General features: G+C 63.7%; 14 protein-coding genes. 9 read left to right on the plus strand and 5 right to left on the minus strand.

What is annotated here, in order from left to right:
* Positions 1-2 precede the first annotated feature (2 nt).
* The 6 genes from P1P91_RS01190 (at position 3) to P1P91_RS01215 (ending at position 5,020) form a co-directional block, all read left to right on the plus strand.
* Positions 3-980, plus strand: coding sequence for a metal ABC transporter solute-binding protein, Zn/Mn family (locus tag P1P91_RS01190; RefSeq protein ID WP_311883949.1), 978 nt, complete (start codon positions 3-5; stop codon positions 978-980).
* Between the two features lie 26 nt (positions 981-1,006).
* Positions 1,007-1,840, plus strand: coding sequence for a metal ABC transporter ATP-binding protein (locus P1P91_RS01195; RefSeq protein WP_311883950.1), 834 nt, complete (start codon positions 1,007-1,009; stop codon positions 1,838-1,840).
* 3 nt (positions 1,841-1,843) lie between these two features.
* Positions 1,844-2,968 (plus strand): metal ABC transporter permease, encoded by a 1,125-nt coding sequence (locus P1P91_RS01200; RefSeq protein ID WP_311883952.1) that lies wholly within the window; start codon positions 1,844-1,846, stop codon positions 2,966-2,968.
* A 65-nt stretch (positions 2,969-3,033) separates the two neighbouring features.
* Positions 3,034-3,918: a metal ABC transporter permease gene (locus tag P1P91_RS01205; RefSeq protein ID WP_311883954.1), complete on the plus strand. Its 885-nt coding sequence runs from the start codon at positions 3,034-3,036 to the stop codon at positions 3,916-3,918.
* Between the two features lie 160 nt (positions 3,919-4,078).
* A complete protein-coding gene (locus P1P91_RS01210) occupies positions 4,079-4,774 on the plus strand; it encodes a c-type cytochrome (RefSeq protein ID WP_311883955.1) in 696 nt (231 codons plus the stop codon).
* 39 nt (positions 4,775-4,813) lie between these two features.
* Positions 4,814-5,020, plus strand: coding sequence for a c-type cytochrome (locus tag P1P91_RS01215; RefSeq protein WP_311883957.1), 207 nt, complete (start codon positions 4,814-4,816; stop codon positions 5,018-5,020).
* Between the two features lie 376 nt (positions 5,021-5,396).
* Here P1P91_RS01215 and P1P91_RS01220 read toward each other — a convergent pair whose 3' ends face one another.
* From P1P91_RS01220 to iscB, 3 genes are all read right to left on the minus strand, one after another.
* Positions 5,397-6,440, minus strand: a complete 1,044-nt coding sequence (locus P1P91_RS01220) for an IS110 family RNA-guided transposase (protein WP_311883958.1) — start codon at positions 6,438-6,440, stop codon at positions 5,397-5,399.
* Between the two features lie 201 nt (positions 6,441-6,641).
* Entirely contained in the window at positions 6,642-8,711 is a 2,070-nt protein-coding gene (rep, locus tag P1P91_RS01225; protein WP_311883959.1) for a DNA helicase Rep, read from the minus strand.
* A 70-nt stretch (positions 8,712-8,781) separates the two neighbouring features.
* Complete coding sequence (gene iscB, locus P1P91_RS01230; protein ID WP_311883960.1) at positions 8,782-10,149, minus strand: RNA-guided endonuclease IscB; 1,368 nt, start codon at positions 10,147-10,149, stop codon at positions 8,782-8,784.
* A 71-nt stretch (positions 10,150-10,220) separates the two neighbouring features.
* Here iscB and P1P91_RS01235 point away from each other — a divergent pair, with 71 nt between their 5' ends.
* Together P1P91_RS01235 and P1P91_RS01240 are read left to right on the plus strand one after the other, a co-directional pair.
* Positions 10,221-10,361: a hypothetical protein gene (locus tag P1P91_RS01235; protein ID WP_311883962.1), complete on the plus strand. Its 141-nt coding sequence runs from the start codon at positions 10,221-10,223 to the stop codon at positions 10,359-10,361.
* Between the two features lie 200 nt (positions 10,362-10,561).
* Positions 10,562-11,026, plus strand: a complete 465-nt coding sequence (locus tag P1P91_RS01240) for a tRNA (cytidine(34)-2'-O)-methyltransferase (protein ID WP_311883964.1) — start codon at positions 10,562-10,564, stop codon at positions 11,024-11,026.
* Here P1P91_RS01240 and pyrE read toward each other — a convergent pair.
* The gene (gene pyrE, locus P1P91_RS01245; protein ID WP_311883966.1) at positions 11,023-11,685 is read right to left on the minus strand and encodes an orotate phosphoribosyltransferase; all 663 of its coding nucleotides are present in this window, start codon (positions 11,683-11,685) and stop codon (positions 11,023-11,025) included. The two genes, P1P91_RS01240 and pyrE, sit on opposite strands and share 4 nt — an antisense overlap.
* A gap of 85 nt (positions 11,686-11,770) precedes the next feature.
* Between pyrE and P1P91_RS01250 the strand changes: the two genes are divergently transcribed.
* The gene (locus P1P91_RS01250) at positions 11,771-12,538 is read left to right on the plus strand and encodes an exodeoxyribonuclease III (protein WP_311883968.1); all 768 of its coding nucleotides are present in this window, start codon (positions 11,771-11,773) and stop codon (positions 12,536-12,538) included.
* Between the two features lie 2 nt (positions 12,539-12,540).
* On the opposite strand, the gene rph is transcribed toward P1P91_RS01250, so the two are convergent.
* Positions 12,541-13,290, minus strand: coding sequence for a ribonuclease PH (rph, locus tag P1P91_RS01255; RefSeq protein ID WP_311883969.1), 750 nt, complete (start codon positions 13,288-13,290; stop codon positions 12,541-12,543).
* Positions 13,291-13,301 lie beyond the last annotated feature (11 nt).

The following is a 13,301-nucleotide window of genomic DNA, read 5'->3' on the forward strand; positions in this document are numbered from 1 at the left end:
CGATGAACACCCGCTATGCCGCTTCGCTGCTGGCAATGGCGCTGGCCGCCCCGCTGGCCCACGCCGAACCCGAACAGCCACCGCTCAACGTGGTGACCACCATCGGCATGATCGCCGACGTCGCCAGCGAGGTCGGCGGCGAATGCGTGGCAGCGGAGCCCATGATGGGGCCGGGGGTCGATCCGCACCTTTACCAGGCCAGCGCCAGCGACGTGCAGACCCTGCGTAACGCCGACCAGATTCTCTATGCGGGCTATTCGCTGGAAGGCCAGCTGGGCGAGGTGCTGGAAAACTTCTCGCGCCAGAAAACCACCGTGGCCGTATCGCCGGAGTCCATCGATCTGTCCCGGCTGCTCACCGCCGACGACGTTTACGGCATCGATCCCCACGTATGGATGGACGTCTCGCTCTGGGCCCAGACCGTGGATACCATCAGCAAAACCTTTATCGAGGCCCGCCCCGAGTGCGAGGACCGCATCCAGGACAATGCCGATGCCTACAGCAAAAAGCTGGCGGCCCTGCACGAGTGGATTGAAGAGAGTGCTGCAACGGTCCCCGAACAGCAGCGCATTCTGGTCACCGCTCACGACGCTTTCAACTACTTCGGCCGCGCCTACGGCATCGAGGTAGAAGGCATTCAGGGCATCAGCACCGATGCCGAGACCGGCATCGCCGATATTCGCCGCATTACCGATCTTGTCATCGAGCGTGAAATCCCCGCTATCTTTATTGAAAGCACCATCAATCCGCGCCCTGTCCAGGCGGTGATCGACTCGGCAGAGAAGCGCGGCCACGAGGTGGAGATCGGCGGCCAGCTGTATTCCGATGCGCTGGGTGAGAAGGGCACAGCCGACGGCACCTATATTGGCATGCTCTATACCAACACCAAGACCATCGTGGAGGCGCTCGGCGGCGAGGTGGCCCCGCTGCCGGAAACCCTGGCGCCCTGGGCCGAGCGCTGGGAGCTCGACGAAGCGTAAGCGAACAGAACAAGAGGGGTATCACCATGGATTCCGCCGTCAAGGTCAAGCATTTGACCGTGAGCTATCACAGCAAGCCGGTGCTCTGGGACGTCAATCTCGACGTTCCCGCCGGCGTCATGGCCGGCATCGTCGGGCCCAACGGGGCGGGCAAGAGCACCTTTATCAAAAGCCTTCTGGGGCTGGTGCCGCCGCTTTCCGGCAGCGTGAGCTTTCACGGCCGCTCGTACAGGGCCCAGCGCAAGCGCATCGGCTATGTGCCCCAGCGCTCGAGCGTGGACTGGGATTTCCCCACCACCGTGCTCGACGTGGTGATGATGGGGCTTTACGGCCGCCTGGGCTGGATCAAGCGGCCCGGCCGTCGCGAGCGCCAGGAAGCCTTTGACGCCCTGGACATGGTGGCCATGAAGGACTTTGCCGACCGCCAGATCAGCCAGCTGTCCGGCGGCCAGCAGCAGCGGGTGTTTCTTGCCCGGGCGCTGGTGCAGCAGGCGGATATCTACTTCCTCGACGAGCCCATGGCCGGGGTGGACGCCACTACCGAGCGGGCCATCATCGATATCCTGCGCCGCCTGCGCGACGCCGGCAAGACGCTGATCGTGGTGCACCACGATCTGCAGACGGTGACCCGCTACTTCGACTGGCTGCTGATACTCAACGTCCAGGTGGTGGCCTCGGGCCCGGCGAACGACGTCTTTACCGGCGAGAACCTGAAACGTGCCTACGGCGGCCAGATTGCGCTGCTGAATGACAGCCATCAGTTTGTCGGCGGCGTGGCCGACACAGAGGCTGAGCCGACGGCTGACGGCCCTGCGGCAACCCAGGCACCGTCCTTCACGGCGATGGAGCGCGCGAAATAACTCATGTCCTGGCTATCAATTCTGGATGACTACACCTTTCAAAACGTGGTCATGGGCGCGGCCCTGCTGGGCATCATCAGCGGCGCGCTGGGCAGCTTTGCGGTGCTGCGCGGGCAGAGCCTGCTGGGCGATGCCATTTCCCATGCGGCTCTGCCCGGTGTGTGCCTGGGCTTCATTGTGGCCGGCAGCCGCCACATGGGCAGTATTATCGTCGGCGCCATGATGACCGGCGGGCTCGCGGCTCTGCTGATGCTGGCGCTGACGCGCCTGAGCCGGCTCAAGACCGACGCGGCGCTGGGGACTTGCCTGAGCCTGTTTTTTGCCATCGGCGTGGTGCTGCTCACCTATATCCAGGGCACCGGCAACGCCTCCCAGGGCGGGCTGGATGCTTTTCTCTTCGGCCAGGCGGCGGCCACGCTGCGCTCGGATGTCTGGTTCATGGGCGGCATCACGCTCGTGGCCCTGACGGTGCTGGCTGCGCTGTGGAAGCAGGCCAAGCTGGTAACGTTTGACGCCGAGTTTGCCCGCACCCTGGGCATGCCCGTGACCCTGATCGACGTGATGCTGACCACCATGATCACGCTTGCCGTGGTAGTGGGGCTGCAGATGGTCGGCGTGGTACTGATGGCTGCCATGGTGGTCGCCCCGGCCGTGGCCGCCCGCCAGTGGAGCCGACACCTGGGTGGCATGGTGGTCATTGCCGCCGGCGTGGGCGTGGTCAGCGGCGTGACCGGCGCCACTATCAGCACCCTGGGCCGCGGGCTCGCCACCGGCCCGCTGATTGTGCTCAGCGCCTCGGCCATTGTGCTGGTATCGCTTGCCCTGGCGCCCGGCCGAGGCATCCTCTGGGAATCGTTGCGCCTGGTTCGCCAGCGCTGGACGCTGCACAAGCATCAGATTCTTTACGTGCTCTACCAGACGCGCCTCGAGCAGGAGGAAAGCGAGCGTAGCCCCTGGCTTGGCCGCAGCGCCTTTACCGCTTTCGCCCTGTACCGCCTGAAGCGCCAGGGGCTTTTGACCGCTTTTCGCCCCGAGGCGGCGGCGGGCAAGCCCGCCCGCCAGTGGCGGCTGACGCCCGAGGGCGTGCGCGAGGCCAAGCAGGTCACGGCGATGTTCCACGCGGCTTAACGGCACTTTTCACCACAGAGGCCATCATGCTTGAGGCATTTTTCAACAATATAGAGTTACAGATCATGCTGGTCGGAGCGATGGTCGGCATCGCTTCTTCCTTGCTGGGCACCTTTCTGGTGCTGCGCGGCAACAGCATGCTGTCCGACGCCATCAGCCACTCCATCGTGCTCGGCATCGTGGTGGTGTGGATGTTGACCCATCACCAGAGCGGCCCGGTACAGCTGGTGGGCGCCGCCCTGACCGGCCTGTTGACGGTGTTTCTCACCGAGCTGCTGGCCAGCTCCAGACGGATGAAGCAGGATGCCGCCATCGGGCTGGTATTCCCGGCGCTGTTTTCCATCGGCGTACTGCTGCTCAACGTTTATGCTCACGACGTACACATCGACACGCACACGGTATTGCTTGGCGAGATCGGCTTTGTGTGGCTGGATACCGTCAGCGTGCTGGGCTACCACGTGCCTCAGGCATTGGTCTCCATGAGCATCATGCTGACGCTCAACCTCTTGTTCATCGCCCTGTTCTTCAAAGAGCTCAAGCTTTCCACCTTCGACCCGGCGCTGGCCAAGGCGCTGGGATTTGCCCCCGGCGTGATGTTCTACGCGCTTTTGATGCTGACCAGCTCCACCGCCGTTGCCGCCTTTGACGCCGTGGGCGCGGTGCTCTTCATCGCCTTTGCCATCGTCCCGCCGGCGGCGGCCTATCTGCTTACCGACCGTCTCTGGCTGATGCTGGTACTGGGCGCGGTGATTTCCGTTGCGGCAAGCATCAGCGGCTACTTTATCGCCGTGCACTGGGACGTATCCATCGGCGGCACGATGGCGATGATGACCGGCGCGTTTTTGCTCTTGGCCTTCATCGCCGGCCCGCGCTACGGCGTGGTCAGCCAGCGCCTGCGTCGTCAGCGTGCCCGCGGCCTCGCCGACGTTAGCGAATCCGCCTTGTATTGATCCTGAAACCGCGGCAAGGCGCCGCCCGGCATTTTCCGGACCTGGCGTTGCCGGTATACTACCGCGATAGACTCGCCCGGACGTCACGGCTGACCTTGGCCGACGCCGCCGCGCGCAGAGGTTCGTGCAGGTTTCAACGATAATACACGAGGTAATGAGAGTGGATTCCAAGCTAATCAAAAGCGGTCTGGCGGCCCTGGGCGTGCTGGTAAGCGTTGCCGGCGCCCAAGCCGAAATGGACAAGGACGCCATTGCCGAGCGCCTGGCGCCGGTGGGCGAGGTCTGCCTGGCAAGCGAAGACTGTGGCTCGGCTTCGGCAGCGCCGGCCGACAGCGGCAGTGACGACGGCGGCGCGGCCGACGGTGAAGAAATTTACGGCAACGTCTGCACCGCCTGCCACGATACGGGCGCCGCCGGCTCGCCGGTGCGCGGCAATGAAGAGGACTGGGCCGACCGGGTCGACAAGGGCTTTGATACGCTGCTGGACCACGCCATCAACGGCTTCAACGGCATGCCGGCCAGGGGCGGCAACCCCAACCTCAGCGATGACGACATGCACGCCGCCGTGGTCTATATGGTCGAGCCGGTGATGGACGTGCCCGACGACGAAGCGGCAGGCGACGATGCCGCCGCAGCCGAAGAGGACGCGGCCGAAGAGGACGCAGCTGACAAGGCGGAAGCTGCGGATAATGGCGCGTCCGACGCTGACGAAGCTGCTGACGCTACCGACGCTGATGATAGCGGCGCGTCCGATGACAGCGCGGCCGATGAAGGCGGCTCTGATAACAGCGCCTCTGATGAAAGCGCTGCCGACGAGGAAGCGCAGGCCGACAGCGCCGGCGGAGACAACGCCTAGGCCGACATCGACGGCGAAGCGATCTTCAATCAGGCCTGCATGGCCTGCCACGCCACCGGGGCGGCAGGCGCGCCGATTTCCGGCAACGCCGAGCAGTGGGCTCCGCACATCGAGAAGGGCATGGAGACGCTGTACGACCACGCCATCAACGGCTTCAACGCCATGCCGCCCAAAGGCGGGCATGCCACCCTGTCCGACGACGAGGTCAAGGCCGCGGTGGATCACATGGTCGCCGAATCTCAATAAGCGTTACGCATCACCCACGATATCCCCGCAGAGCCGCCGGCCCTGCGGGGTTTTTTGTGCCTGGCTGCTTGTCCCTGCTTGTCGATACCTTGAATTGAGTCATTGCGTATAGGGACTCCTCCCCGGTTGCAAGCCTCGAAAGCCTGAAAAACACAGCCGATGCGTGCGTATAGTCGGTCTTTATACGGGGTCGCTATCCCCTGACCCTGATGAACGTCGCGCACCTTCTCTCCTCAACGAGCATTAGGCCTTTCAGCCATCGCAATGATCAGGTTTTGAGAAGGTCGGTCTGACCTGTTTTTCATCCCTCGTGGCTCGGCAACAAGGTGATGGCACTAGCGTGCCAGCATCCCCTGTACTGGTGGCCAACCGGCCATCAGCACTGGAATTCGGTGTCTACATAATCCGCCCGGTACGTCGTGTTGCCGTGCAGCAGCGCCCAGGCCACTCGCACGGTTTTGTTGGCCAGGGCAACGGCCGCCTTGTTCTTGCCCACGCGGTCGACCAGCGCTCTCAGCCAGTGGCTTTTGCTGTCCTGCTTGTCGCCCAGCCGCTGGATTACCGAATGCGCCCCGCGGATCAGCGCGGCCTTGAGGGAGAGCTGGCCGGTTCGGCCTATCCCCGTCATGGTCACCTTGCCGCCGCTGCTGAACTGGCGCGGTGTCAGGCCCAGGTAGGCCGACGCCTGTCGTCCTTTGCTGAACGCCTTGCCGTTACCCAGGGCGCTGTAGAGCTGGGTGGCAACGACGGGGCCGACGCCTTCCACGGCCTGCAGCCGCTGACACGCCGGAATGGCGCGGCTCAGCTGCTCCATTTGCTTGTCCAGGCGGTGAATGCGCTCATTTTGATGGTCCAGCTCGGCCATTTGGTCGGCCAGCAGCTCGCGTATCGTGAACGTCAGTTCGTTCTCCGCGTCCTCCAGCACACGCCACAGGGTCCGCTTCAGGGCCGCCTGACCGCGCCCGGAGACAATGCCGTATTCCTGCAGCAGGCCATGTACCTGGTTGATCAGCTGGGTGCGCTGTTTGATGTAACGATCTCGGATGCGATGCAGGCTCTGCAGGTCCTGCTGCTCCAGGTTTTTCTGAGGCACAAAACGCATGTGGGGTCGCAACCCGGCCTCCACGATCGCCAGCGCATCGTTGGCATCGGTCTTATGCCCCTTGCGAAACGGGGTGACAAACTGCGGTGCAATAAGCCGTACCTCATGCCCCATGGCCTGGAACTGCCGCGACCAGTGATGCGAGCCGCCGCAGGCCTCCATGAAGACGCGACAGCTTGGCTGACGCCGCAGGTAATCCAGCAGCTCCGCGCGCTTCAGCACTTTGTTGGTACGAACGCGTTGTTGACGGGTATTCACGATGCACACCTGAAACGCCTGCTTTGCCAAATCAATGCCAATCGCCGTATGCTGGTTCATGACTCTTCCCCCTCTTTTGGTGGTCTCAACGCCATTCTGCCCGATGAGGCATCGGAGTGGGGAGGAGTCCCTTTCATTGAGCATAGCGAAGCAATCTCGGGTTTTCCTGCTATCGGCAGGGCAAGGAGATCGCCACGCGAAGTTTATGCCCGTTTGCCGGGTACTCGTGATAACACCAAAAGAGCGATGGCGAATGGCCCATCAATCCAGCAGCGAACGCAGCCCGGCGATGGCGCTTTGCCCCCGGGCCTGCTTTTTTTCCGGATCTTCCTTGTCCGGGCGACCTTCCCACTCCAGATCTTCGCCCGGCAGCTCGTCGAGAAAGCGGCTGGGCGCGCAGTCCGAAAGCTCGCCGTAGGTCTTGCGCTGGCGGGCAAGGGTCAGCGTCAGCGTCCGCCGCGCCCGGGTAATGCCCACGTAGGCCAGGCGGCGCTCTTCCTCCACGGTGCCGTTTTCCACGGCGTTGCGGTGGGGCAGCAGATCCTCTTCCAGCCCCATCAGGTAGACGTGGGGGAATTCCAGCCCCTTGGATGCGTGCATGGTCAGAAGCTGCACCCGGTCGGAATCGTCTTCCTCGGCCTGCTGCTCAAGAATATCGCGCAGCACCAGCCGGGAGATGGCGTCTTCCACGCTGTCGGTCTGGGTCGCTTCCGAAGCGGTGTCTTCGGGGCTATTATCTTCGGGGGCGCGATCCAGCGACTTCTCCAGCTGATCGATCAACGTCCAGACGTTGGCCATGCGCCGCTCGGCCACGGTGGGGGCGCTGGCGTTCTGATATAGCCAGGCTTCGTAGTCCATTTCCGTCATCATTTGACGAATGGCGGCCATGGCGTCGCCTTCCTCCATGCGGCGGCGGGTGGCGTCGATAAAGCGGGTAAAGCGCTCAAGACGCTCCACGCCGCGCTCGGGCAGGTATTCACTCAGCCCCATTTCGTGGCAGGCGGCAAACAGCGAGGTTTCGCGCTCGGTGGCATAGTTGGCGAGTTTCTCAAGCGTTGACGGACCGATCTCCCGGCGGGGAACGTTGACGATGCGCAGAAAGGCGTTGTCGTCGCCCGGGTTGATCAAAAGGCGCAGATAGGCCATGGCGTCCTTGATTTCTCCCCGGGAGAAGAACGAGGTGCCGCCGGAAAGCTTGTAGGGGATCTGGTAGTGCTGGAGCTTGAGCTCCAGAAGCCTTGCCTGAAAGTTGCCCCGGTAGAGCACGGCGAAGTCGCGCCACTCGGCGGATTCCTTGATCCGCCGGGTGAGAATTTCGCTGGCCACCCGTTCGGCCTCGGCCTCTTCGTGACGGTTGACCACCACGCGGATCGGCGTGCCGTCGCCCATCCGGGACCACAGAGTCTTTTCGTAGACGTGGGGGTTGTGGGCAATCAGCGCGTTGGCCGCGCGCAGAATGGTGCCGGTGGAGCGGTAGTTCTGCTCCAGCTTGATCACCTTGAGCCGGGGGAAGTCCTCGCCCAGGGTGACGAGGTTTTCTGGCCGGGCGCCGCGCCAGGCGTAGATCGACTGGTCGTCGTCGCCCACCACGGTGAAGGTCGCACGCTCGGCCATCAGAAGCTTCACCAGCCGGTACTGGCTGACGTTGGTATCCTGGTATTCGTCCACCAGCATGTAGTGGATTCTGCGGCGCCAGCGGGCCAGCGCCTCGGGGTCGTCGCGCAAAAGCACCACCGGCAGCAGGATCAGATCGTCAAAGTCCACGGCGTTGTAGGCGCGCAGGTGGCGCACGTAGGCCTCATACACCCGGGCGGCGTAGTGGGCGTCGTCGTCGGCTGCGTGGGACAGCGCCTCGCCGGGCAGCACCAGGTCGTTTTTCCACTGGGAGATCCTGCCCTGCACGGCGTTGATCTGATCGGCGTCGACCTGGGCGTCCTTGCCCATCAGGTCGCGCAACAGCGCCTTGGCGTCTTCCGGATCGAACAGCGAAAACCCCGGCTTGTAGCCCAGCGCCTTGAGCTCGCCGCGGATGATATTGAGCCCCAGAGTGTGAAACGTCGATACTCTCAGGCCGTGGCCCTCCTTGCCCTGAAGCATCCCGCCCACGCGCTCCTTCATCTCCCGGGCGGCCTTGTTGGTGAAGGTGACCGCGGCGATGCGCCGGGCGCTCATGCCGCACTCTTTCACCAGATAGGCGATCTTGGTGGTAATTACGCTGGTCTTGCCCGAGCCGGCGCCGGCCAGCACCAGGCAGGGGCCGTCGATGGCGCGTACCGCCTGCTGCTGGCTGGGGTTCAGGCCGCGCAGGCGCTGGGCGATGCTGGGGTTCATCAGATTTTGCGCGGGATACCCGGTATTTTCAGTGCCGGGAGGGATAGCGCGTCGCCCGCAGGGCGACCTGTTACGCCACCGTCTGCCCCGCTCCTCCCTTTGGTTGAATGGATGAGGTGAGGCGGTAGCCGTAGCCATCACCGCGTTGGATCAGCAAGCAGTGCTTGTGCGAGATGCCTTGCACTGCCCCCTGCTCGGTCTGAATGTTGAAGCTGCCTGTTTTACGCACAGCGACACGGCCCGTATGGATGCCGGCCTTCTTGCCGGTGGGCACGATGGCTTTCACCATGTCGCCGGTCTGAAAACCGTGCACCTGCTTCTGCCGCATCAGATAGCCACGCGGGAAACCGTGCCGGGTCAATCGGGTGCGTTGATAGCTGCCGCGCCCGGTGGCCTTGATCGTCAGCGTCGGCACCTGCCAATGGTGCAGGGCGTCCATTGGGCCGACGCAGGCGGCGTCGAGGGCGTGGGTCTTGGGAATGCCGAGGCGCTGGCGGTTGTACTTGGTGCGCCCGCCGCTACCTGCTGTCACCGGCAGACCGGTGGCCTTGAGAGCACCGAACAGCACCCAACGGGTCGCGTTGACGGCGCTGGCATCCCGCAACGGGCGCTTGAGCTCACGTTGCATGCGCTCCTGTCGAGCATCCGCCGACAGGTTGTTAGCCTTGAGTCGCTTCTTGAGCCCCTTGTCGGTGGTGAAGAAAGTGTCCAGCGTGCCGTTGCCCTTGCCCTGGTTGCAGGCGTGGCAGGCCAGCGTCAGGTTACTGACGCGGTGCGAGCCACCGTGAGCACGAGGTACCACATGCTCGACGTCCAGTGGGGTGTCGGTATCACCACAGTAGGCGCACTCGCGCCCCCACTTTTCCAGCAGGTATTCGCGCACCTCGTAGCCGAGCCGCGAGCCCTGCTGGTACTCGACACCGCTGATCTCCGGGTTGTCCAGCTTCTGCGTATCGAAGCGCACCAGCTCCTGACTGATGGCAGTGACCGGCGCCAGACGAGTCAGCCGGTTCACCCAAGCCGTGATGGTATCGACACGGTGCTGCAGGCTGGGAGCCAGCCAGCCCTTGGGTCGGGTGCGGTTGTTGAAGCGTGGCGCCCGGTAGCGCAGGTTCTGACGGCGACGACGGCGACGAAAGGCTCGGCGCTGCTCCAGCGCCTTGCGAATCTGAAAGCCACGATGGACAAGCTCGATCAGGCACAGCAGGTGACGATCCTCGGCATCCTCGCGCACTAACGCCAGCCCGGTGGTCTTGCTGCCGGGGTCGATGCCGAGTCGCAGCGGCTGGGTGTCACCCTCCACCCGATCCTTGAGCCGGATCGTGAACGGATAGCGCTTATGCACCACAGCGCGACCGCGTTCCCGCAACAACCGGGCGCGCTTCTCGCTGCACGGCATCAGGGGCCGTTTCTGTTTGTCCAATACGAAAACCGCCATGCGATTTTCTCCTGTATTAATGCCCTTACGGGCCTGGTGTCGCGGATCATTCGATCCGTCTCCCCTCGGGAATGTCGATAACCGGCTCCTGCCTGGCGGCAGCGATCAAGACCTTCGGCGTTTTACCTTGCGCCAGCATGATCCTGACCTTCCAGAGCCCGCCGCTGAGGAAGCACGGCGGGGTGGGTCTTGGCGACCTGTTACCAACGTAGCGGGTTGACTACCGCTTTCCCTGGTCAGCCGGGCTTGCTTTCACAAGCCTCTCCCTTCAGGGAGAGGTAGCTGACGCAGAGACTCCTTGGGCATCACGGTAGTGACCGCCCGGGAAAAAAACACGTCGCGCTAGCGTCTTGCCGGCTGCGATAATCGGCGCTCTGGTTCAACGAAGCGAAAGGTCAACGAGGCCAACACCATGTTCGAGATTGCGCTGTTCGAGCCGCGCATGGCGCCCAATACCGGCAATATCATGCGCCTGGCGGCCAACAACGGCTGCCGGCTGCACCTGATCGAGCCTTTGGGGTTTGATCTGGAAGAGCGCAAGCTGCGCCGGGCCGGGCTTGACTACCGCGACGCGGCCAACGTTACCCGGCACGCGGATTTTAGCGCCTTTCAAACGGCCATGCAGGGACGTACCGTCTGGGGGCTGACCACACACGGCACGCGCTGCTACGCCGAAGCGGCTTTTGCGCCGGGGGACGTGCTGCTGTTCGGCTCGGAAACCGCCGGGTTCTCCGCCGAGATTCACCAAAGCCTGCCCGGCGCGCGCAAGCTGTACATTCCCATGCGGCCCAACAACCGCAGCCTCAACCTTTCCAACGCCGTGGCGCTGGTGAGCTTCGAGGCCTGGCGGCAGAACGGCTTCGCCGGCGCCGTTTAACGGATTCCGTAGCGCGCGCGGTACTCGCGAATGGCCTCGGCGTGGGGCTGCATCTCGGGGCCGGCGTGTTCTTCCAGGTACGCGAGCACCTGGTCCAGGGTGACGATGCTCACCACCGGCATGCCGTAGGTGTCTTCGACTTCCTGAATCGCGCTTTTCTCGCCCTGGCCGCGCTCCTGGCGGTCCAGCGCGATGATGACCCCGGCGGCCCGGGCGCGGTGGCCGGTGATGATTTCCATCACCTCGCGCACCGCGGTGCCGGCGGTGATCACGTCGTCGATGATGAACACATCGCCCTCAAGCGGCGCGCCGACGATGCTGCCGCCTTCGCCATGGTCCTTGGCCTCCTTGCGGTTGAAGGCGTAGGGCATGTCGCGGTTGTGATGGTCGGCAAGGGCGGCGGCGGTGACGGCGGCCAGCGGAATGCCCTTGTAGGCCGGGCCGAACAGCACGTCGGCGGCAAGGCCGCTTTCCACCATGGCCCGGGCGTAAAAGCGCCCGAGACGCGCAAGCGCGCCGCCGGTCTGAAACAGCCCGGCGTTGAAGAAGTACGGACTGACGCGGCCGGACTTCAGCGTGAATTCGCCGAACTTGAGCACGCCCTGCTCGATGGCAAAGCGGATGAAATCGCGTTGGTAGGGTTGCAGGGGGGCAGCCACGGCACTCCTCGCTTTTTTACTGGGGGATTTACCCAAAGGTGGAAACGTCGGGTATCATACAGCAGCGACGCAAAAGGGACGATTTATGAAAATTGCCAGCATCAATGTCAACGGTATTCGCGGCGCCGTCGAGCGTGGGTTTCTGGACTGGCTGGCGCAGCAGGACGCCGACGTGGTCTGCGTGCAGGATACCCAGGTAAAAAGCTTCGAGCTTGGCGATCACATTCTTTATCCCGAAGGCTACGAAGGCTATTTTCTCGACGCCGAAGAAGACGGCTTTTCTGGCGTGGCGCTGTACTGCCGCAAGATTCCCAAGGCCATCATGTACGGCCTGGGCTTTACCCAGTGCGACCACGAAGGCCGATTTCTCCAGGCCGACTACGACCGCTTCAGCATTGCCACCTTCCTGATGCCCGACGGCCGCGATCAGCGCGCCAAGCAGCAGTTCATGGAGCAGTATCAGGAATACCTGAGCAAAATGGCCCGCAAGCGCCGGGAATACATCATCTGCGGCACCTGGCACGTGGCGCACAAGACCATCGATCTGACCAACTGGTCGGACAACCAGCTGACCTCGGGGTTTCGCCCGGAAGAGCGCGCCTGGATGGATCATGTCCTTGGCCCGGTTGGCTTTATTGATACCTTCCGCGAGGTCAACCGCAACGCCGGCGAATATACCTGGTGGCCAAGGCTTGATCAGGACGTGCCCCGTGCGCGCCAGGAAGGCTGGCGGCTGGATTACCAGATGGTGGGCCCCAACTTTCGCCGCCACGTGGTCGACGCCTGGATCGACTACGACGCGACTTTCTCCGAGTACGCCCCGCTGATTGTCGAGTATGACTTGGCTTTATAAGTTCAGCCGCGCATTTCCAGCGCTTCGCGCTGATAGCGGGTCAGCTGGCCGCCGGCCTGTTCGGCGAGGTCAAGCATGGCGTTGAGCTGGGTACGGCTGAACGCGCCCGCTTCGGCGGTGCCCTGCACCTCGATCAGCCCGCCGGCTTCGGTCATCACCACGTTGGTGTCGGTATCGGCGCTGCTGTCCTCGGCGTAGTCCAGATCCGCTACCGGCACGCCCCGATATAGGCCTACCGAGACGGCGTTGACCAGCTGCTTGAGCGGGTCGGCCTTGATCTTTTTCTCCCGCTGCAGATAGCGCAGCGCATCCACCAGCGCCACGCAGCCGCCGGTAATCGCCGCGGTGCGGGTACCGCCGTCGGCCTGAATGACGTCGCAGTCCATGGTGATGGTGAACTCGCCGAGCTTTTTCAGATCCACCGCCGCGCGCAGGCTGCGCCCGATCAGCCGCTGGATTTCCAGCGTGCGCCCGCCCTGTTTGCCCCGGGTAGCCTCGCGCCCGCCCCGGGTATGGGTCGCGCGCGGCAGCATGCCGTATTCGGCGGTGATCCAGCCCTGGCGCTTGCCCCGAAGCCAGCGTGGCACGCCGGCCTCCACGCTTGCGTTACACAGCACTTTGGTATCGCCAAACTCCACCAGCACCGAGCCCTCGGCGTGGCGTGTGTAGTTCCGCGTTAGCCGCACGGCCCGGGGCTCGTCGGGCGCACGGTCGCTGGGGCGGATGACCTCGGGTTGAGACACCTTGCTCATGATGGGTTACC

Source organism: Halomonas piscis, assembly GCF_031886125.1.
In the GTDB taxonomy this organism is placed as follows: Bacteria; Pseudomonadota; Gammaproteobacteria; order Pseudomonadales; family Halomonadaceae; genus Vreelandella; species Vreelandella piscis.

Bases quoted from the DNA above. Each gene is read 5' to 3' on its own strand.
- P1P91_RS01190 (WP_311883949.1), top strand. From the start codon at position 3: ATGAACACCCGCTATGCCGCTTCGCTGCTGGCAATGGCGCTGGCCGCC.
- P1P91_RS01195 (WP_311883950.1), top strand. From the start codon at position 1,007: ATGGATTCCGCCGTCAAGGTCAAGCATTTGACCGTGAGCTATCACAGC.
- P1P91_RS01200 (WP_311883952.1), top strand. From the start codon at position 1,844: ATGTCCTGGCTATCAATTCTGGATGACTACACCTTTCAAAACGTGGTC.
- P1P91_RS01205 (WP_311883954.1), top strand. From the start codon at position 3,034: ATGCTGGTCGGAGCGATGGTCGGCATCGCTTCTTCCTTGCTGGGCACC.
- P1P91_RS01215 (WP_311883957.1), top strand. From the start codon at position 4,814: ATGGCCTGCCACGCCACCGGGGCGGCAGGCGCGCCGATTTCCGGCAAC.
- P1P91_RS01220 (WP_311883958.1), bottom strand. From the start codon at position 6,440: ATGAACCAGCATACGGCGATTGGCATTGATTTGGCAAAGCAGGCGTTT.
- rep (WP_311883959.1), bottom strand. From the start codon at position 8,711: ATGAACCCCAGCATCGCCCAGCGCCTGCGCGGCCTGAACCCCAGCCAG.
- iscB (WP_311883960.1), bottom strand. From the start codon at position 10,149: ATGGCGGTTTTCGTATTGGACAAACAGAAACGGCCCCTGATGCCGTGC.
- P1P91_RS01235 (WP_311883962.1), top strand. From the start codon at position 10,221: ATGTCGATAACCGGCTCCTGCCTGGCGGCAGCGATCAAGACCTTCGGC.
- P1P91_RS01240 (WP_311883964.1), top strand. From the start codon at position 10,562: ATGTTCGAGATTGCGCTGTTCGAGCCGCGCATGGCGCCCAATACCGGC.
- P1P91_RS01250 (WP_311883968.1), top strand. From the start codon at position 11,771: ATGAAAATTGCCAGCATCAATGTCAACGGTATTCGCGGCGCCGTCGAG.
- rph (WP_311883969.1), bottom strand. From the start codon at position 13,290: ATGAGCAAGGTGTCTCAACCCGAGGTCATCCGCCCCAGCGACCGTGCG.